Annotated in this window: 17 protein-coding genes, 1 pseudogene and 1 other annotated feature; of the genes and pseudogenes, 11 read left to right on the top strand and 7 right to left on the bottom strand. The window is 60.5% G+C overall.

The genetic code is table 11. From position 1 onward, the window contains the following. Nucleotides 1-145: 145 nt before the first annotated feature. The 3 genes from HGO38_RS28260 to HGO38_RS28270 all read right to left on the bottom strand — a co-directional run bounded on the left by HGO38_RS28260 (nt 146) and on the right by HGO38_RS28270 (nt 3,164). The gene (locus tag HGO38_RS28260; protein WP_250959146.1) at nt 146-1,276 is read right to left on the bottom strand and encodes a sugar phosphate isomerase/epimerase family protein; all 1,131 of its coding nucleotides are present in this window, start codon (nt 1,274-1,276) and stop codon (nt 146-148) included. 79 nt (nt 1,277-1,355) lie between these two features. Continuing rightward, nucleotides 1,356-2,228 (bottom strand): amino acid ABC transporter permease, encoded by an 873-nt coding sequence (locus HGO38_RS28265; protein WP_250959147.1) that lies wholly within the window; start codon nt 2,226-2,228, stop codon nt 1,356-1,358. Nucleotides 2,229-2,231: 3 nt separating this feature from the next. Continuing rightward, entirely contained in the window at nt 2,232-3,164 is a 933-nt protein-coding gene (locus HGO38_RS28270) for an ABC transporter substrate-binding protein (RefSeq protein ID WP_250959148.1), read from the bottom strand. Between the two features lie 616 nt (nt 3,165-3,780). Between HGO38_RS28270 and HGO38_RS28275 the strand changes: the two genes are divergently transcribed. Genes HGO38_RS28275 through HGO38_RS28305 form a run of 7 tightly spaced genes read left to right on the top strand, consistent with a single transcriptional unit; the run spans nt 3,781 to nt 10,544 of the window. Then, entirely contained in the window at nt 3,781-4,896 is a 1,116-nt protein-coding gene (locus HGO38_RS28275; protein ID WP_502941657.1) for an ABC transporter ATP-binding protein, read from the top strand. Between the two features lie 20 nt (nt 4,897-4,916). Continuing rightward, nucleotides 4,917-5,957, top strand: a complete 1,041-nt coding sequence (locus tag HGO38_RS28280) for an extracellular solute-binding protein (protein ID WP_250959192.1) — start codon at nt 4,917-4,919, stop codon at nt 5,955-5,957. Between the two features lie 10 nt (nt 5,958-5,967). Then, nucleotides 5,968-6,795, top strand: a complete 828-nt coding sequence (locus tag HGO38_RS28285; RefSeq protein ID WP_250959150.1) for an ABC transporter permease — start codon at nt 5,968-5,970, stop codon at nt 6,793-6,795. Beyond that, on the top strand, nt 6,788-7,609 hold the full coding sequence (locus HGO38_RS28290; protein WP_250959151.1) for an ABC transporter permease: 822 nt from the start codon (nt 6,788-6,790) through the stop codon (nt 7,607-7,609). Before HGO38_RS28285 ends, HGO38_RS28290 begins: the two co-directional genes overlap by 8 nt. A gap of 31 nt (nt 7,610-7,640) precedes the next feature. Further along, nucleotides 7,641-9,065, top strand: a complete 1,425-nt coding sequence (locus HGO38_RS28295; RefSeq protein WP_250959152.1) for a Xaa-Pro peptidase family protein — start codon at nt 7,641-7,643, stop codon at nt 9,063-9,065. Between the two features lies 1 nt (nt 9,066). After that, nucleotides 9,067-9,729: a flavin reductase family protein gene (locus HGO38_RS28300; RefSeq protein WP_250959153.1), complete on the top strand. Its 663-nt coding sequence runs from the start codon at nt 9,067-9,069 to the stop codon at nt 9,727-9,729. Further along, entirely contained in the window at nt 9,726-10,544 is an 819-nt protein-coding gene (locus HGO38_RS28305; protein ID WP_250959154.1) for a bifunctional allantoicase/(S)-ureidoglycine aminohydrolase, read from the top strand. The genes HGO38_RS28300 and HGO38_RS28305 overlap by 4 nt, the downstream gene beginning before the upstream one ends. Nucleotides 10,545-11,176: 632 nt before the next feature. Here the strand turns inward: HGO38_RS28305 and HGO38_RS28310 are convergent. Then, nucleotides 11,177-11,818: pseudogene (locus HGO38_RS28310) on the bottom strand (IS3 family transposase); the annotation flags it as partial. Further along, nucleotides 11,423-11,579, bottom strand: a sequence feature (AL1L pseudoknot). Its footprint overlaps the pseudogene before it by 157 nt. A gap of 146 nt (nt 11,819-11,964) precedes the next feature. Here HGO38_RS28310 and mprF point away from each other — a divergent pair. Next, nucleotides 11,965-14,568 carry a bifunctional lysylphosphatidylglycerol flippase/synthetase MprF gene (mprF, locus tag HGO38_RS28315; protein WP_250959155.1) on the top strand — a complete coding sequence of 868 codons (2,604 nt, stop codon included), beginning with the start codon at nt 11,965-11,967 and terminating at the stop codon, nt 14,566-14,568. Continuing rightward, nucleotides 14,565-15,926: a virulence factor family protein gene (locus HGO38_RS28320; RefSeq protein ID WP_250959156.1), complete on the top strand. Its 1,362-nt coding sequence runs from the start codon at nt 14,565-14,567 to the stop codon at nt 15,924-15,926. The genes mprF and HGO38_RS28320 overlap by 4 nt, the downstream gene beginning before the upstream one ends. Before the next feature lie 275 nt (nt 15,927-16,201). Here the strand turns inward: HGO38_RS28320 and HGO38_RS28325 are convergent, their stop codons facing one another. Then, on the bottom strand, nt 16,202-17,092 hold the full coding sequence (locus HGO38_RS28325) for an AraC family transcriptional regulator (RefSeq protein WP_250959157.1): 891 nt from the start codon (nt 17,090-17,092) through the stop codon (nt 16,202-16,204). Between the two features lie 112 nt (nt 17,093-17,204). Here HGO38_RS28325 and HGO38_RS28330 point away from each other — a divergent pair, with 112 nt between their 5' ends. Both HGO38_RS28330 and HGO38_RS28335 read left to right on the top strand, forming a co-directional pair. Beyond that, complete coding sequence (locus HGO38_RS28330) at nt 17,205-18,401, top strand: MFS transporter (RefSeq protein WP_250959158.1); 1,197 nt, start codon at nt 17,205-17,207, stop codon at nt 18,399-18,401. Nucleotides 18,402-18,621: 220 nt separating this feature from the next. Next, a complete protein-coding gene (locus tag HGO38_RS28335) occupies nt 18,622-18,789 on the top strand; it encodes a hypothetical protein (RefSeq protein ID WP_250959159.1) in 168 nt (55 codons plus the stop codon). Between the two features lie 240 nt (nt 18,790-19,029). Here the strand turns inward: HGO38_RS28335 and HGO38_RS28340 are convergent, their stop codons facing one another. Further along, nucleotides 19,030-19,365, bottom strand: coding sequence for a cupin domain-containing protein (locus HGO38_RS28340; protein ID WP_250959160.1), 336 nt, complete (start codon nt 19,363-19,365; stop codon nt 19,030-19,032). A gap of 11 nt (nt 19,366-19,376) precedes the next feature. Further along, the gene (locus HGO38_RS28345) at nt 19,377-20,381 is read right to left on the bottom strand and encodes a quinone oxidoreductase family protein (RefSeq protein ID WP_250959161.1); all 1,005 of its coding nucleotides are present in this window, start codon (nt 20,379-20,381) and stop codon (nt 19,377-19,379) included.

Genomic DNA, 20,381 nt, shown 5'->3' on the forward strand with positions numbered 1-20,381 from the left:
GTCTGTTTCCACCTCAGATCAAGCGACCTAATTATTTTCATGGGAATATTCCTGCGTATATGCGTTCGGTGCCAAAAGTCGAGATCTTCCCACGGTTTTTCGGAGCACCGGCAACAACCGCCGCCGGTGCTGAAACTTTGCCCCGTCAGGCTGCCCGCTGTTTCGTGGACGGCGTCGAGAGCGGAATTCCAGTCTCCGTGCAAACCTCTTCGATATGTCGGGCCGAACTTTTGATGAACTCTACCGCTTCGCTGTAGCCATAGGACTGGTTCTCATAGGTCGGGTAGCCATACTGGCTGGCCTCATAGGATTCCCAATCCGGAATTTCACCGGAGGCCACGCGTTTCTCGAACGCGTCCACCAGGGCCAGATAGGCCTCCAGTTCTTCCGTGCTCAGGTCGGGATGGCCGGCGCGCCAGATCGGATCGTTGATCTCGATGCATTGGCGAGGATTGGGTATGCGCGGCCTGTCCTCGACGGATGCCGCGACCTCCAGGGAGAGGTTCAGGTCGGGATTGGCCTTGGCGAGGATGGGGATGATCGCCGCGAAATCGACAATGCCGCGACCGACGGGCCTCGTCTGGAAATCAAGACCCCCTGCTGTATGGCCGACATAGGCATCCTTTATATGGGTCTGGCGGACATAGGGAGCCACGCGTCTTGCGGCAAAGACCGGGTGCTCTGCGCGTTGAAGGCCATTGGCCGTGTCGAAGACCACGCCCATGCAATCCTCACCCACCTTCTCGATCAGCCGGAGGATTTCGAAGGAGGTGATCTCGTCATGGGTCTCCGTGTTGAGATGGACGCCATGGGCGCGCGCCACGGGGGCAAGTTTCAACAGTACCCTTTCGATGGCCAACAATTGCTCGTCCCAGGTGACATCGGTCCGGAAGCGGTCATTGGCTAGGCGCCCGCGATATTCTGATTTGAAATTTCCCGGCGACACCCAGAGCTCGCGGCAGCCGATGGCCGCACTTGCTTCTATCATGCGGGTGAAACCGAGCATGACGTCGCCATCGCCGATGGCCCGGAGCTCCGGGGCCTCCGCACTGCAATAGGGGTTGATTTTGCCGACGCCCGCTTCGAGATAAAGGCCAAGCTCGTCGGCTTTGGTCCGGATGTCGCGTAGTTCGCCCTTGTCCAGCGTCGCGCTCATGTCGAGGATCGTGCTGAAGAAGATGCCACCGAGACCCAGTTCCTTGACGTGGTCCAGGCTTTTGAGCGGCCCGCGTTTTTTCGCTTCGGGCAGTTTCTGTCCGTCTATGCCTAGTCTCATGATCTGATCCTTGATGTTTCCTGATCGGATGCGCTGCAATGGCGATCCTGGTTGGTTGATGGATTGAACGGGCGATATGTCAGGCGCGTCGGGGCGTGCCTTGCTGCGCATCGGCGTTCCGGCCTTTCGGGGCTAGGTGCTTTTCCAGAAAATGTTGGCCGATCGATGCGATGGTTGTGATGAGCAGGTACCAGAGCGAGGCCACGCACAAGAGCTCGATGACAAGGAAGTTGCGCGCGTAGATGGCCTGCGCCTGGGTCAGCAAATCCTGCATGCCGATGACGGAAACGATGGCGCTGGCCTTCAGCATACCGATCGCCTGGTTGCCGGTCGGCGGCACGATCAGGCGGATCGCCTGGGGCAGAACCACGGTTCGAAGGGTCTGGAGCGGGCGCAAGCCCAGTGACGAGGCCGCCTCGCGCTGGCCACGATCGACGGCCGTCAATCCGCCGCGAATGATCTCGCTCATGTTCGCGGCTTCATGCAGGCCGAGCGCCAGGAAGCCGGCAAGCGCCGGCGTGACGAGTTCGTTGATCGAGATGGAATAGTGGCCCACGCCCACCATCGGAATGAACAGCGCGATGTTGAACCAGAAGAAGATCTGGACGATGAGCGGTACGCCGCGAAACCACCAGACGAAGGCGACGGCAATCGCTTTCAAGACGATATTCTGGCTGGTGGCCATGATCGCAACGATGCAGCCGAAGGCGACGCCGAACACCATCGCGCCCGCCGTCAGTTGCAAGGTGAGAGCAACGCCGTCGAGGATAACCGGATCGACCATGTAGCGGGGTATTTCGCCCCACTGAACAGTCTGGTTTCGTGCGATCGTGGTGGCGAAGAGCGCCAGCGCGAGGATTGCGCTGGTACCGGTTGCGATCTGCCCCCACCGGATCGGCTTGCCGACCGGAGGTGCGATGGCCATGCTGACGGGTTGAGCAAACAGCGACATGGCTCAGTTCACCGGCATGCTGGCGGCGTCGTTGAACTTGACGGTCGTCACCGCCAGCGGACCGAGGCCCCATTTTTCCATGATCGTCTTGTAGGCGCCGCTGTCGACCATATGTTGCAAGGAAGCGATGACCGCGTCCCGCAGCTCCGGATTGTCCTTCGACGTCAGCATGCCGAGATAGCCGACAGCCAGGCGGACATCCGGCAGGGCCTGCAGGCCGACGCCCTTGCCGGTCTGGTTTTCCGTGGTGTAGACGCTCGTCGCATAACCGTTGACGGTGGCGTCGGCGCGGCCGGTGCGAACGGCCTGCAGAACGTCAGGCATTTTCGGGATCGACATGATGGTCATCGCTGTCGCGCATTTTGCCGATGCGGCTTCCACCAGGCGCGCCTGGAACGTGCCGACGGGCACGGCGACCTTCTTGCCGCAGAGGTCCTCCATGCTCTTGATGCCAAGGGGATTGCCCTTGATGGTCATGATCGTCGTGGCGTCGAACATGTAGTCGATGACATCGACCTGTTTTTCCAGCTCCACATCGTCGTTGATGCCGGAGATGGTCATGTCGAAGCGCTTGGACAGGACGGCCGGCACGATCGCGGCGCCGGCGCCGACATTGGTCATCTGTACATCTATGCCGAGAATGACGCCCAGTGCTGCGGCAATATCGGCATCGATCCCGATGAGCTTTCCGTCCTCTGCCTGGAAGCTGATCGGCGGCGTCAGGTCGGTTGCCACCTTGATCGTCTTTTTGTCCTTGATCGCAGGTGGCAGGCGATCCGCGAGTGTCTGTTCGAACGCGACGCCGGGCAGTTTGGCGACGTCCGCATCCGGCACCATCTTGACGGCGGACCCTTCTGCGGCCTGTGTCGAGGTTGCAAGCAGCGCGAGCGCGATACCAGCCAGGCCGCCTTTGAGACTTTTTGTGAAGCTGCGCATGTGATCCCCTTGTCGCTTTTTATCGGCGTGAATTTACGCAAGCCTTAATGCAATCGGTGTGCCACCTTGGTCGATGGATTTTTAGTGCACTGTTTTTAAATGATTATTTTTGGCGTTGGCGGTCTTCAGAAGTTACGAATAAAGTTTCGCATAAACATTCGAAAAGTGCTGATTAAAAAATCGGCGCGCGTATCGATCCAGATGCGTGAATTGGCGAGCGGTTGCCTAAGTCTCTGCTTTGGCAAGGCATTTTTCTGCTTACCCGTCTGGCGTGGAGAATGGTCTGTAGCGATTCCATCCGAAAAATCCCTCATTCAAGCCTCAAATGCTGCTTAATGCGTGAGCGATTTCGACGAAAGTTGCACATATTTTATATTCGGCAGTATGTTCGGATAAATATTATTGTAAAGGTTCGAAACCTACTAAATCATAAATAAGCATATATAAACAGTAAGTTGTGGATACTGACCGGACGTAATCCGAAAACTGGCATGCCGATTGCAGCTCCCCTGCCATGACCCAAACAGAAGCCAACATCGTCGTCCGACCGCGTCTCTGCCTGGTGCCGCCAAGCGCCGAGCGCTTGGACGACACGGCGCAACCGAAGGGGATATTCATGGCAGGGGCCTCGAAGGTAGGAGAGGGCAAGCAGCTTAGTGTTCGGGGTCTGACCCACAGTTACGGTGGGCAGAACGCGATCAAAGACATCGCGTTCGAGGTCGAGGCTGGTGAGATCGTAGCCCTTCTGGGGCCAAGCGGCTGCGGCAAGTCCACCGTCCTGCGGGCGATCGCCGGACTGATCCAGCCGAAGAGCGGGTTCATCCAGCTCGGTGGCCAGGATCTTGCCAATGTGTCCGCAAGGTCCCGTGGCATCGGCATGGTGTTCCAGAACTACGCACTGTTTCCGCACCTGACGGTGGCCGAGAACATCGCCTATCCGCTGGCCTGCCAGCAGGTGCCGCGTGCGAAGGGCAGGGAGCGGGTCGAGGAAATGCTCTCGCTCGTGCAGTTGAAGAGCTATGGAAACCGCCTGCCGCGTGAACTCTCGGGCGGCCAGCAGCAGCGCGTGGCCGTTGCCCGCGCCATTGCCGGCCGTCCCTCGCTTCTGTTGCTCGACGAGCCGTTCGGGGCGCTCGACCGGGCGCTTCGCTTCGATCTGCAGGTGGAGCTTCTGCATTTGCAGAAGACGCTCGGGATCACGACGCTGATCGTTACCCATGACCAAGAAGAGGCGCAAAGCCTTGCCGGTCGCCTCGTGCTGATGAACAAGGGCAATGTCGAGCAGATCGACACGCCCATGGCAGTCTATGACCGGCCGAAGACGCTGTTCGTCAACACCTTCATCGGCCAGGCCAATATGCTGCATGGCACCGTGGAGGGGCTGGACGCAGAGGCAACGACCATTGCGCTCACGAATGGCAAATCGGTTGTTCTGCCGCGCCGCCTGAACTTTACCATCGGCTCCAAGGTCACCATCACTTTCCGTCCAGAAGACGTGCGTCTGTCGACGGCCGCGAGCGGCTTTGCATTGCCGGCACGGCTGACCGTGTCCGTCCCTCTTGGGCCGACGCTCGTCCATGACCTTCTTCTCGAGGATGGCACGGGCCTGCGCGCGTCGCAGGTCCGGGGACCGTCTACCTTCATTCCCGAGCCGGGAGCCCAGCTCTTTGCCGAAATTGACACCACAAGGTGTCACGCCTTTCCGAGCGAACCGGAAGCATCCAGTGAATGAACAACAACAGAGGTGAACAGATGCAAGATCTCAACATTACACGACGTCATTTCGGACTGCTCGCCGTCGGTGCGGCGGCAGCCGCCACACTGCCTTTCGCCGCACGCGCGGCTGGGGGAACCGCAGTTGCCGCGACTTTCCCCGGCAACTGGGAAGATGCCTATCGCACGGTGCTGACGCCGCTCGTGAAGGAAGCCGGTTTCGACCTGACGGTTGCCCCCGCCATGGCGCAGGATCAGCTTGCCAAGGTCATGGCGAGCCCCGGCAACCCGCCTTATGACACGCTGCTGATGTCGCCCGGCCAGATGGCCGTCGCCATCGAGAACGACCTGATCGAGAAGATCGATCCGTCTAAGCTGAAGAACTGGAGCCTGCTCGATCCGGCCTTCCAGGGCGAGTACGGCCCGACCGTGACCGTCGAAGTCAACGGGATCGCCTATAACCCGGATCTGGTGCCGGCTCCGAAGGGCTATCGTGATCTGTTCGAAAATCCTGTCTACGATGGTCTGGTGTCCTGGACGGGCTTCGCTTCCAATACTGGCGTCATGGCCTATTCCGAGATCGCCAAGATCTTCGGTTCCGGCCCGACCGACATGGACGCCGTGTTCAAGCTGTTCAAGGACCATCCGGAGCATCTGAAAGGTGTCGTCGCCAGCACCAACCACCAGATGACACTGTTCCAGCAGGGCGAGATCGCCGTCTTCATGTGCTCGACCGGCAATGTCGCGAAGCTGAAGGCATTAGGCCTCAAGGCCGAGTTCGTCCAGCCCGAGACCGGCTCGCCGGCAGCTCCGGTCAACATCCACCTGACCAAAGGCTCCAAGAACCCGGATGCAGCCTATGCCTATATGGATGCCGCCATCTCCAAGGTAGCGCAGGACAAGCTGAAAATGCCGCCGACCGAGATGTTCCCCACCAACAAGGACGTCGAGCTCACGCCCGGTATCGAGGCCTATGTGAAGCGCGAACAGCTTGCCTCGCTGGTCTATCCGGACTGGGCGGCGATCAACAAGAACCGTGCGGAATGGATCCGCCAGTTCGACGCTCTTGTGGCCGGTTGAGGGTCATAAAATGAAAGCGAGCGGCTTCCCATACGTTCTGCCGATGCTTCTGCTGTCGGTGGCGTTCTTTGCGACGCCGCTCGCCGTTCTCGTCGGGTTCAGCTTCATCGGCCCCGACGGCCCCGCCCTTCACAATTACGTACGTTTTCTGGGCGATGCGTTCAATTACCGCGTTCTGGTCAACACAGCCACGCTCGGCCTGCAGACCATCGCCAGCACCACCCTGCTCGGTATTCCAATAGCACTTCTCTATTGGCACAGCGGCAAGACCGCGCGACAGATCATCATCTTTCTGACCCTCATCCCGATGCTGACCAGCAATGTCGTGCGCACCTTCGCGTGGATTGTCATCCTCGGGCGACAGGGACCGATCAGCGAGACCTTTGTCGCTCTTGGGCTTGCGGATCGTCCGTTCACGCTGATGTCCACCGAACTCGGGCTCGTCATGGCCATGTGCCAGATAGACCTGCCGCTGATCATTCTGCCGCTGATCGCCATCCTGTCCCGCACGCCAGTACAATTCAGCGAAGCGGCACAGGTCTCGGGTGCCGGACCGTGGCGGATTTTGGTGACGGTTCTGCTGCCGATGATGCTGCCGGGCCTGCTGGCGGGCTGGATTCTCGTCTTTGCCAGCACCAGCGCTTCCTTCGTCACCCAGGCTGTCATCGGCGGTGCCCGCAACGTCTATGTACCGCAACTGATCTATCGCGAGGTCGGAACGCTGTTCGACTGGCCGATGGCGTCTGCGATTGCCGTTGTCCTGCTTTTGTCGACCGGTATCCTTCTCGTCGCCATGACCATGATTTCCCGCCACAGGAGGCTTGTCGGCCATGCATAGTCCTCGCGAAAATCCGTTTCCCGTCTTTCTCTACAAGGCCTTCGTCTTCGGCTTCGGTGGCCTCAGCCTGATCTATCTGGTGGCGCCGATTGTCATCGCGATCACCATGTCGTTCACCGCAGGCCAGACGCTCAAATACCCGCCGGAGGGATTTTCGCTCCGCTGGTACGAGGCGCTCCTCGATCCCGTCCGCTCCGGAACCGAACATATCGCAGCCGGTAATTCGCTGAAGATCGCAGCCCTTGCGGTGCTTGGATCGCTGCTGTTTGCCGTGCCGGCCACCATCGGCATGGCGCGGATGTGGCGCAGCACGGTGAATGCACTCGAGCCGTTTCTGCTCGCGCCACTCGTCCTGCCAAGCCTCGTCTACGGTCTGGCAGCGCTAATTGTCGCGAACTTCGTCGGCTTCCAGCCGTCGCTCTGGCTCACCGTGATCGGCCATGTCGTCGTCTTCGGGCCGCTGATGTACCGGGCCGCATCGGTGGTAGCGCAAGGGATCAACCCGTCGCTGGCGGAAGCCTCCACCGTTATGGGCGCGACCTGGTACACAACGCTCCGGCGCGTGATCCTGCCGCTGCTGGCTCCCGGCATCCTTGCCGGTGCCTTTCTCGTCTTCATTCAATCGCTCGACAACGTTTCCGTCTCGCTCTTCCTCGCCGATGCACAAACCACCGTGCTCCCGCTCCGGATGTTCGCGCTGATCGAGGAGTCGCTCGATGTCCGCGTGGCGGCGATGTCCGGCATCTTGATCGCCCTCACGCTGGTGGTGATGCTGGTTGCAAGACGGGTGCTGACGCCCTCCCGGCAAGCCTGACCTCATAAAAATACTTCTGGAAGGAATACCCATGACCATCCATCCCACCAGGGCAGGCGCCTACCGCATCGGATCGCTGCTTGCCGATTTCCAGCCGGATTTCGATTTTGCGGCACCGCTGCCTTTGCCAATCGAAGAGTTCGAGGACCGCCTGCGTCGTATTCGCCGCCAGGCCGTCGAGGCCGGTCATGATGCGCTGATCGTGCATACTGGCGGCGTCGGCTGGTTCCACACGTCGAACGCCTATCTGCGCTATATCTGTGACTGGATGCGCGAGGGCGTGCTGATCATCCCGACGGATGTCGACAAACCGCTGACGCTTTTGTCCTTCTTCACCCAGTCCGTGCTTCTGCCGCCGGGTGGAGAGCCTGTCCTGGTGGAAGACATCTGGCAGATCGGCCCGATCGGTCGCGAGTATGCCGACCGTCCAGGTGACTCAGTGGTCAAGACGGCGGAGAAATGCGCCGAACTGTTGGCAGGCATGGGATTGTCGAAGGCGCAGATCGGCCGTATAGGTGATCGCACTTCGCTGACCTTCTGGGCGGCGCTCGACGAGCTGATGCCAAAGACCATGTTCGTCGCCGACAATGCCATTCTCGACCGGATGCAGAAAGTTCGCTCGCCGCGCGAGATCGACATGTTTCGGGCCGCCGCCCAGCTGGTCAGCATCGCCACACAGACAGCCTATCATGTCGCCAGGCCCGGTGTGACCGACCATGAAATCTATGCCGCCTTCACGCAAGGACAGCTTTCCTTCGGCGGTGAAACCGGTGACGGCTATCAGATCGGCATCAACGAGTTCGGCACCCATTGCGGCAAGCCCTATGGCCATGTCGTCCGACCGGGCGACCTCATCAATCTCTACGTTTCCAACATCACCTATCGGGGATACACCGCCCAGACAGCCCGCATGATCGCGGTCGGAGAGATCACCAAGCGGCAGGAGGAGGTGCTGGCGGCCTGCACCGAGGGCGTCAAGCGGGCGGAAAAGCTGATCCGGCCCGGTGCGCTGATGCGTGACGTCAACAACGCTGCCTTCGAGCCGATGATCGAGCGCGGCATGCTCTCGTCGCCGGAAGCGCGCACCATGCCTTACAACTGGGCGCCAATGGACGATGGCAGTGCGCGACTGATCCCGCGTCAATATGTGAAAAACATCGACTGGGAGGCGCAGGGCCGCACGCTGATGCATGTCTACCCGGCGACCCATGGGCCGCATAATCCCAATCTGGGTCATTCCGTCGGCATGGCCGGCGGGCAGAACAGCTTCAATATCTCGTCGCACAATTACGATCGGATGGAGGAGGGCATGGTGTTCGTGCTGCACACGCAGTGGCTCGAACCGCTTTCGGCGGGGTGCAACGTGGGTGACATGTATGTCGTTACCAAGGACGGATTCGAGAACCTCTCCCGCCATACGCCGCTTGAAACACACCGCGTAGCAGTCGAGGCCTGACATGACCGAGCATACCCATTTCGATTTCGCCAAGCTCAATGAGCGTGAACGTTACAAAATACTCATCGGAACCGTGATCCCGCGCCCTATCGCGCTGGTGACGACGGTCGACAAGGATGGGCACCCTAATGCTGGGCCCTTCAGCTTCTTCAACGTCCTAACCCACGATCCGGCGATCGTCGCGATCGGGGTCGAGAACTATTCCGACATGCGCTTCAAGGACACCGCCCGCAACATCCGCGAAACGGGCGAATTCACTGTCCATATCTGCGATAATGCGCTGGTCGACCAGATGGAGGTCTGCGCCATCAAGTTCGGTCCCGAGGTGGACGAGATGGAGGAAGCAGGTCTTGCGACCGTTCCTGGCCAGATGGTGAAAAGCCCCCGTATTTTGGCCGCACCCGCAGCACTGGAATGCCGCCGCCATACGACGCTTCAGGTCGGTCCGGCCCGTGAGATCATTCTCGGTGAAGTCGTCGGCGTGTTCGTTCGCAGTAACGCGGTCAACACCGCGAACCTGCATATCGACCAGCAGCTCATGGACGCCGTCGGACGCATGGGCGGGCACACTTATACCCGCACCCGTGATCAGTTTGACATCAAGACGCTCACCCCGCAGAAATGGGAGAATCGCAAGGCCGTTGAGACGTTGGTGGCAGAATGAGTAATAATAGGTATTTTTCGCAGGTTGGCGGCCTTCCGCCGCAGACCCAGACCCTGTCCAGCAAGGCCGTCTTCAAGACGGCCTATGCGGTGATCCCGAAGACGGTGATGAGCGACATCGTCACCAGCGTCTTGCCGCATTGGGATGAAACCAGGGCCTGGATCATCGCGCGACCACTGAGCGGCTTTGCCGAGACCTTCGCCCAGTACATCATGGAAGTGAAGCCCGGTGGCGGCAGCGTCAGGCCGGAGCCGGACGCAAGGGCATCGGTGGCGATCTTCGTCGTCGAGGGCGAGGGCACGATTACCTATGACGGGAACGACTATCCAATACGTGCCGGATCGTTTGTCTATTTGCCTGCTGCAGCGAAATGGGCTTTCAGCAACGAGAGCGCTGCGCCGATCCGGTTTCACTGGGTCCGCAAGGCGTTCAAGGTCGTGGACGGCCTGCAACCGCCGCCCGCCATCTTCACCCATGAAGACGACTGCGCGATGCACGCCATGCCTGATACCGAGGGGCGCTGGGCGACCACCCGCTTCATCGATCCGTCCGACGTGCGCTACGACATGCACCTCAACATCGTCACCTTCGAGCCGGGCGCCATCATTCCCTTCATGGAAACGCACATTATGGAGCACGGGCTCTATGTGCTCGAGGGCAAGGCCGTCTATCGCTTGAACGAGGACTGGGTCGAGGTCGAGGCCGGTGACTATATGTGGCTGCGCGCCTACTGCCCCCAGGCCTGCTATGCCGGCGGCCCGGGACGCTTCCGCTACCTGCTCTATAAGGATGTGAACCGCCATCCGGATTTGTGAGGTGAGTTGGGTTTCTCCCGTCTGCAAGTAAAGGGAAGGTCCCTGATGCGTACGCCGCTGCGACGTTCTTCGAATACCTGCTTCTTCTTGATCACGATGGCAGCGTACATTCTTCTTTCGGCTCACCTAAGAGCAAGAGCCTACGCATTCTTCCTGTAGCCAATGGTGGCTAATGGAGAATTCAAATCGGTATTGCAGAACATGATCCTGCCGCACTCGGCCGACTGGCTTGGAACGCCGGCAGGCAAGTCGGAGGTGCGCTGGAGCTGTCGGAGCGTACGGAGATTTTGCTAGGCGAGGCCCTGTCTCGGACCAGCTGCTTCCTGTACTGGAACGTTATGAAGTCCGCGTCTTCTATCTTCCGGATGGAAGCGGACATTCTCCTTCCGGCCCTATATCGCGCGACAGGGTCGTCGGTTCGTATCTCTCAAGGCAGCATATAAGTCTACGCTGCGATTTTGGGAACGCGCCGCTCGGTCAATCGCAGGAATCGTTGGTTGAGAGCCCCCGCAACCACTTCAAACATAAATCAATTACCGCTCCCATCTGATGGGGGCGGTTTTTGCGTTTGGGGGATTGGAAAACCCCAGAGCTGGTGACCTGAGGCCCAAATTCCCTCCGCTTTTCGGGAGAGTCTTGGGTTTCTTGCCACGAATGATGCCTTGAAGACCCATCATTCTTATGAGTCTGGCCACGGTGCAGCGGGCGACATCGAAGCCTTCTCGCTGCAACTGTCGACAGACTTTCCGCACGCCATAGACCTGGAAGTTCTCGTTGAACACCCGGCGTATCTCGACTTTCATGGCAATATCATTCCGTTCGCGGGCCGATAGGTGGTCCACGTCCGTGCGCTTGGCGATAACCTCATAATAGGTGGACGGGGCAATCGGCAGCAGCCTGCAGATCGGCTCGACCCCAAGCACCGAGCGGTATTCATCGATGAAGGAAATCATCGCTTCAGTGGGCGGTCGAGCTTCCTCTTACCCTTTCGGTGAATGTATGCATTCGCCGAAAGGGTCCTGGGCAAAATACGCCGAGGCTTTGCGTAAAATCTCGTTCGCCTGACGAAGCTCCAGGTTCTCCCGTTCCAGAGCCTTCATTTTCTCAGCTACGTCACTCGGCAAACCTGCACGCTTGCCGCTGTCGACCTCGGCCTTCCTCACCCATTCATGGAGCGTATGCGCCGAGCAGACGATCTTGGCCGCTATCGATGATACCTCCGCCCAACGGGACGGATGTTCGTCGTCTTGCTTGTCATAGACGTTGCTTCTCACGAGTTGGGGTCTCCGGCAAAGCCGGCGCGGTTCATATGCTTGCATTTTAGCTGCCTTAATTTGGAACCAATTCGGGCGTCAACCATCGCCCGACCAGGCTGGGAGCCGGTTTCTGAAGGGTACGCCGTCAATCCGGATAGGGTCGCATGACATCCAGCGCTGAATTCTCCCCTCCACGCGACAAGGCCGAACTGGTTCCGCAGGCTTCAAGGCTCAATCGCTATGCACGCCCGCTCGCCGCCATCGCTGCCCTCTTCGTGTTCGCCGCCGTCGGTTATGCGATCTACAGGCTCACCGAAGAGGTCACCTATGCGGACGTCGTCAACGGCCTGCGCTCGACCGGGCCCGGCTCGATTGCGCTTGCCATCCTGTTCACCGCACTGAGCTTTGCCACGCTCTGCCTCTACGACATAAATGCACTCGCCTATATCGAGCGCCGTCGCCCCTTGGCCGAAGTCGCGCTCACCGCCTTCAGCGCCTATGCCGTCGGCAATGTCGCCGGCTTCGGCGCGCTGTCCGGCGGGGCGATCCGCTACCGCGCCTATTCCCGCGCAGGCCTGTCGCCGGACGATATCGGCCGCGTCATCGCTTTCGTCACCGTGTCCTTCTCGATTGGCCTCGTGCTCGTGACGGCGCTGGCTCTGCTGCCGGTCGCCGGCCAAATTGCACCCCTGATCGGCCTGTCTGAGAGCGTGCTCGTCGCCGGCGACGTCATTGTGCTGGCCGTACTCGCGGTCCTGCTGGTTCTGGCGAGCGGCAACGGTATCACGATCGGCGGGCGGCGCCTGCGCCTTGCTGACAGTCGCACCATGTCGCGGCAGTTCATCGTCACCGTGCTCGACGTCGCCTTCTCCGCCTCCGTGCTCTACGCCCTGCTGCCGGCGGGCGCCGACATCAGCTGGCCGACTTTCTTTGCCGTCTACGCTGTCGCGATCGGCATCGGCGTGATCAGCCACGTGCCGGCCGGCATCGGCGTCTTCGAAACGGTGATGGTCGCGGCCCTTGGCAGCCATCTGGGCACCGATGCCGTGCTCGCCTCGCTCGTCGCCTATCGCCTGATCTATTACGTGCTGCCGCTGATCGTCGCGATCATCCTCGTCACCATCGCCGAACTCCGGCAACTGGCCGCCACGCCATTCTCCGCCGGCGTTGTCCGCACGGCCGGCCGTCTCGCTCCGACGCTGCTGGCCACCCTCGCCCTCCTGCTCGGCGTCATGCTGGTTCTCTCCAGCGTGACCCCGGCACCGGACAACAATCTCGACGCGCTGGCCGAAGTTCTGCCTCTGCCGGTACTCGAAGGCGCGCATTTCCTCGCCAGCATCCTTGGCCTTTTGCTCGTCATTGTGGCACGCGGCCTTGCCCAACGGCTGGACGGTGCCTGGTGGTCGGCGATCTTCGTGGCGCTGGCAGCGCTCGTCCTGTCGCTGGCCAAGGCGGTCGCCATCTACGAAGCCGGTTTGCTGGCGCTGCTGCTGCTCGGCCTCGTCGCCAGCCGTCGCCTGTTCCAGCGCCCGGCCTCGCTCCTGCAGGCGCTGAACTCCGCTTGGTTGCTTGCCGTCGGCGTCCTTCTCGTCGGCGCCATCGCCGTCATGCTCTTTGTCTATCGCGACGTCGAATACAGCCACGATCTCTGGTGGCAGTTCGAATTCTCCGCCGAAGCACCGCGTTCGCTACGCGCTGTTCTCGGCCTGACGATCTTCTCGATGGCGATCAGCCTGTTCAGCCTGCTGCGTCCGGCAACCTTCGCTATGCCACTCGCTGGCGAAGCCGATCTGGACAAGGCGGTGCAAATTCTCGACGCCCATGACATCGCCGATGCCAATCTGGTTCGCACCGGCGACAAGAGCGTGATGTTCTCGCCCGATGGCCAGGCCTTCCTGATGTATGCCCGCCAGGGTCGCTCCTTCATCGCCTTCCTTGATCCGACCGGCCCCAAAGCCTCGCGGGACGAACTCGTCTGGCAATTCGTCGAGACCGCCCGCGCCGCCGGCTGCCGGGCCGTCTTCTATCAGGCCTCCCCGGCGCTGCTGCCCGCCATCGCCGACGCCGGCATGAAGGCCTTCAAGCTCGGCGAACTCGCCATGGTCAATCTCGCCGATTTCGACCTGAAGGGTGGCCGCTGGGCAAACCTGCGCCAGACCGCCACCCGCGGCGAACGCGACGGCCTAACCTTCGAAACCATCCCCGCAGACCAGGTCCCCGCGATCATGGATGACCTGCGCCGGGTTTCCGACACCTGGCTCGACCATCACCGCGCCCGCGAAAAGGGTTTTTCGCTCGGCGCCTTCACCGACGCCTACATGACCGCCCAACCCGTCGCCATCCTGCGCTGCGAAACGCGCATCGTCGCCTTCGCCAATATCCTGCTGACAGCCACCAAGGAGGAAGCCTCGATCGACCTCATGCGCTTCTCCCCCGACGCGCCGAAAGGGTCGATGGATTTCCTCTTCGTCCGACTGATGAGCGAGCTGCGCGACCAGGGGTATCGCCACTTCAACCTCGGCATGGCGCCGCTATCCGGCCTGTCGCGCCGCCAGGTCGCCCCGATCTGGGACCGCATCGCCAGCACCTTTTACGAACACGGCGAACGCTTCTATAACTTCAAAGGGCTGAGGGCCTTCAAGGCCAAGTTCCATCCCGACTGGCAGCCGCGTTACCTGGCGGTCGCCGGCGGTCTCAACCCTGTCCTCGCGCTTCTCGACGCGACGCTCCTGATCGGCGGTGGACTGAAAGGCGTGGTGAAGAAATGACGTCGATCCTGAAAGCCTTCGCGCTGATCCTGGCGCTGTCGACGGCCTCGGGTGCTCTGGCCGAAGACACGCCGCCGCTCGACACCGGCATGATCCCCGCGCCCCTGACGCTGCTGCCGGACGATACGCCCAAGGCGCTCGTCGTCCTGCTCTCGGACGCGAGCGGCTGGCAGGGTGCCGACCAGCAGCAGGCCGAACGGCTGCAACAGAACGGCGCCATCGTCGTTGGCATCGACACGCCGAAATACATGGCCTCGCTGGCCAAGGATACCGGTGACTGCATCTACACGGTCTCGGATATCGAGGAGCTCGGCCATCAGCTGCAGCGCAAGGCCGGCAACTCGGCCTTCCTGCCGCCGATCATCGCCGGTCGCGGCCAGGGCGGCGCCTTGGCACTGGCGATCCTCGCGCAGACGCCGAAGGCGACCATCGGCCAGACCCTGGCGCTCGATCCCGAGGCTGGCATCCCGGTCATCAAGCAGTTCTGCACCCCCGCCAAGAAGACGCTCACCGGTGACCGCATCGTCTACGGCCTGACCGATGGCGATCTGCCTGACCCGGCTACCGTCCTGTTGAGCGAGGCCGCCCCCGCCGATGGCCGCGATCACGTTGCAAGCCTTGTCGCGGCCCATCCCGATATCGACCAGCGGGATGTGAAGGGCGACGTCGGCAGCGCCTATTCTGACGCGATCGACGAATTGATCGCGCTCGGCAATTCCGCCGATACCCCGCTCGGCCTGCCGCTCACCGTTCTCGAAACCACGCCGACCCGCGATGCCATGGCGGTGATCTATTCCGGCGATGGCGGCTGGCGCGACATCGACAGTGAGGTCGCCGCCAATCTGCAGTCAGACGGCATCCCGGTCGTCGGCGTCGACTCGCTGCGCTACTTCTGGTCGGAACGCACACCGGAGGAAACGAGTGCGGATCTGGGCACCATCATGCGCACCTACCAGAAGCGCTGGAAGGTCCGGCATGTGCTCCTCGTCGGCTATTCCTTCGGCGCCGATGTTCTGCCGGCTGCCTTCAACGGCCTCTCCGACAAGCTCAAGGCGCGCGTGCCGCAGCTGAGCCTGCTCGCCGTCTCCCATCAGGTCGACTACGAGATTTCGGTGTCGGGTTGGCTCGGCGCCAGCGGCGGACAGGGCGCCGGCGATCCGCTCGATGACATCAAGCGCATCGACCCCACCCGGGTCCAGTGCTTCTACGGTGCGGACGAAGAGGACGATGCTTGCCGCGATCTCGTGGGCAGCCCGGTGGAAACGGTGGAACTCCAGGGTGGTCACCATTTCGACGGGGACTATCCGGCGCTGGCCAAGCAGATTGTCGACGGACTGTCGAAGCGTCTCAGCCAATAGGCAGACCGAACGTAAAGAGGAGGCCGCACTCGGTGTGACGCCCTTTTCCTCGACGAGGTCATCGAAGACTGGGAAGTCCTGGCGACCGCCAAGATGCCCCAAGGGCAACGCTGTTGAGTGGGATCGCATTTCGGCTGTTGTAGCGCAGTGATCGGTGGATTTGCCCGCATCAGTCATTACGTCTGCCTCGATCTGGTCACCCCGCCGGCCGACTTCGGCACTGCCGCGCGGCGGTCGGGCAAGGGAGGCGGATGCCGCCTTTGCCGCCGGTCGATCTAAAATGCCTTGACGATCTGCTCGGCGCCGACCCGGGGAGGGTCGGCGGCGTGTGATGGCCTTTCATTGGCGGGCAGGGACACCGTCCCTTTGAGATACTGACGTGGCGAGCTTCCAAGCATGCGACGAAACATCGTTGTGAACGCAGCGATGCTTTCGTAACCGACATCCAAGGCAACGGTTGTCACCGCATCGCCGGCCGTCAATCGAGGCAATGCCGCAAAGAGACACGCTTGCTGGCGCCAGGTTGCGAAACTTACGCCGGTTTCCGCGCGGAAAAGCCGGGTGAAGGAGCGACGGCTGATGCCAAGCCGCATCGCCCAGTCGTCGATCTCGGACCGCGCGGCCGGCGTCTTCAAAAACTCGCGACAAAGCGCTGCAAGCCGCGGATCTCCCGGAAACGGAAGACCGAGCGGACGATCGGGAAGACGATTGATCTCGTCCAGCAGCAGGGCCCGGACCAGCATCCTACGATGATCCGTTGTCGACCTGCTGCCCTCATCTGCCAGTTCGGCGATGAGGCATGTGGCGAGTGCCGTAATCTCGACGACACGGGGCCCGTCCATCGTCAGCGCCTCTTTCTCTATATAGATGGACTGCATTTCCACCTGGCTGATGGTTTGGGCCGAATGCTCCAGACCGGCCGGGATCATAAGCCCATGACCAGGCGGGATCATCCATCGCCCCTCGGCAGTGCTCACCACCACCACGCCCTCGCGCGCGCACCAGATCTGGGTTCGTGAGTGACTGTGAAGGGGCACCCTATGTCCTGCCCGATAGATTCGGCGAAGCGCCAGAACGGGATCATTGGCACCTTCAATGAGAACCAGGCTCTCCGGATGATCATTTGATAAGCGTTTGCTTGTGTCGGTCAGATCCACAGTTCGCATTTGGCCCACTCACGAAAGAAATAGACCAAAACACAAAAGCAGGCCATCGGCAATCCTTGTAAAACGGCGTTAAAACAAGCCGCATATGAGCGGCGTACGGAAAGGAAACACCATGGCCAATGTTGTCGCCGCTGGCGTCAGCCCCCAACGAACTGCATTTGCCGTCATCGCTGCCGCCAGCTTTTGTCACATGCTGAACGACATCATGCAGTCCTTGCTGACCTCCCTTTATCCATTGCTCAAGGCCAACTACGCGCTTGATTTCATGCAGATCGGTTTGCTCACCTTCGCGTTTCAGGTGACGGCCTCGCTGTTGCAGCCTGCTATTGGAGTGGTAACCGACCGTTGGCCAATGCCATTTTCGTTGCCGGTGGCCATGCTCTCGACATGCGCGGGTCTCGTCACGTTGGCCTTTGCCCATAGCTATCCGATGCTGGTGCTCGGTGCTTGCCTCATCGGGATTGGTTCAGCCATTTTTCATCCGGAAGCATCGCGCGTGGCACGGCTCGCATCCGGCGGACGCCACGGGTTGGCCCAATCCTTCTTTCAGGTTGGCGGCAACACAGGCACCGCCATCGGGCCACTTCTCGCAGCATTTATCGTCATTCCGCGCGGACAGGAGAGCCTGAGTTGGTTTTCCGGGATTGCACTCGTCGGCTTCGGTGTGCTGTCCTGGGTCGGCCTTTGGTATAGCCGCCATCGCCGCAGTGCCGCCGGGCGCTCGACGGTCAGTCGCGCCTTGCCGCTGTCCAAGGCCCGAGTTTTGGTTACGCTGGGTGTTCTGGTGGTTCTCACCGCCACCAAGAATGCCTATCTCGCCAGCCTGTCGAGCTATTTTACCTTCTATACGATAGCGCGCTTCGGTCTTGCCCTTCAGGATGCGCAGATCCTGCTGTTTCTGTTCCTCGGAGCATCTGCCGCGGGCGTGTTTTTCGGAGGGCCGATCGGAGACCGCTTCGGCTCGATCGTCGTCATCTGGTTCTCTATTCTTGGCGTCATTCCGTTTGCGCTGCTGCTGCCCTATGCCAATCTGTTCTGGACGGGCGTTCTCGTGGTGCTGATCGGTTTCGTGTTTTCGTCGGCCTTTTCCGCGATCGTTGTGTTTGCGCAGGAACTGGTCCCAGGGCGAGTGGGACTGATTGCTGGCATGTTCTTCGGCTTCGCCTTTGGTTTCGGAGGCATCGGAGCAGCGGTACTGGGAGTATTCGCCGACCGGGACGGTATTGAATTCGTCTACCAGGTCTGCTCGTTCATGCCGCTTCTGGGCTTGTTGACGATATTCCTGCCAAGGCTCCCAAGCCATCGATAAGGGGTACTTATCCTCTGGTGTCCGTAACGATCTTGGAAGAGTGCGTATCTCAACCCAACTGCAACCGATTTCGGATGCGGTTGTGCAGTTGCCTCGGCTCCACGAGTAGATCGCCCGTTCGCCGGTGGGCGAAGGTTTTGTCGAACGCTCCCACGTCACCTGCGTTTGCACCTGGCGTGGATCGTTGGCGCATTCGCCCACCTCGAAGACCTGATACTGCATGCGCGCGACCGCGCCGGCTGCCGACGATGTCGTCCGAGGAGGAGGAGGGGGCGAGGCCGAAGAAGTTATAAGCCCGCTTGCCGCCGAATTCGACGCCTTTGATGCGGTGCTGGCCTGCTCCGACGCCGCGAGCGAGCTGGCAAAACTGCCCCTTCGTCAGGCTTGACCAAAAAGCCTCTGAATTAGCCGAACTGCCGAATTATCTGCGGGTGAAACGCGACTGGGTTGCGCGTGGCAAACCAGGGAATGAGCCTCGATTTACAGATGATGCTTCTTGCCTTGCCTCGATGGTTGCCGAGGCTTGATCGATGGGCTACGGCGGGCGCGATTTGCCACCATCGGCGGCCGAGTGTCCTCATTCCGGGGTTTGTACCAAGGCTGTATTCGAACCATCAGCCGTTTGCATTCAAGCATGAGGCATGGCCAGCAGGATGGAAGCGGGCGCGTTTGTGCGGTTGACAAGCGCCCGGGCTTCTCCGGGAGCCAATCTGCAGGAATCCATGAATTTGAGCGTGACAGACCCGCTTGCCGTCTCGACCGTGACCTCGCCGTCGATCACGACATAGATCTTCTCCACACTTGCGTCCTTCATCGACGTGTGACCTCCCGGGAGAAGATGAGACAGGCCAATCCAGATGGAATCGGTTTGCGTTGCCTCCTTTCCCTGCAAACGGAGACAGTGCATGTCGTAGTGTTCTGGCGCTTGATAGGGCCTTGCGTCACAATAGCGCATCACTTGCATGAAGGAGCCCCTCAAGGTTTAAAAAGCACGCGATCGGAAGTGCCCCGCAGGACTGAGGCATACGCCTTTGAAGCGTCGGCGAGGCTATAGCAGGTGGCCGGATTGATGGGAAAAGGCTTTAGTTTTCCGTCTTCGAATTTCGGTTTCAGCTTGTCGAAAATCCTTGCACCATCGACGGAAGAGAGGGCGAGTGTGTCGATACCGATGTATTTGTGACAGCCCCGGAAAAAGTTGAAGATATCAAAGGGTACGGCACGGTCGAAGGTGGAGATGAAAATCTGCCGGGCATATTTCGCCATTGTCTTGTTGGCAACCTCGAAGTAAGGACTGCCGACCGTGTTGAACACGATGTCAGCGCCATGGCCTCCGGTTTTCTCACGAATGATGGAGGCGACATCCTGTGTCTGGCCATTCAGCATCTCGATCGGACTTTTGGCATGGCCGATGAATGTGCCGGTATTGTATTCGACGGCGAAGACATTGGCGCCGGCCATCGTCGCAAGCTGTATCGCCGCTTGACCGACTTTCCCGTTCGCGCCGCAAACCAGAACCACGTCGGTCGGCTGTACGCCGCCCGCTTCGCGCAGGCCTTCGAAAGCCGTGATGAACGGAACACCGATGGAGCCCGCTTCCTCCATCGTCAGGTTCTCCGGCTTGGCACGCACGGCCTTTTGGTCCAGCACCATCCATCGTGCGTGGCTTCCATTTTGGCTGATGCCGAGTTCACCGCCGCCGCCCCAGACTTCAAGCCCGACCAGTGAGGCCGGCCCTTCCCGGACGATGCCGCCAAAATCCCGGCCCGGTGTACGCGGCCAGATGGCGTGCGGCATATGGCCGAGGGAAGCCTTCACGTCACTCGGGTTGACGCCTGCTGCAACGATTTCGACCAGGACCTGACCCGGACCCGGACGCGGCACGTCGACATCAATGACGTCGATCTGGAGATTATCGAGATCGGGGGACTTTTGCGTGAGCCACAGAGCTTTCCCGGCCTTTTGTGCAGTTTGCGTATCCAT

Origin of the sequence: Rhizobium sp. CG5 (assembly GCF_023701945.1) — a bacterium.
Taxonomy (GTDB): Bacteria; Pseudomonadota; Alphaproteobacteria; order Rhizobiales; family Rhizobiaceae; genus Allorhizobium.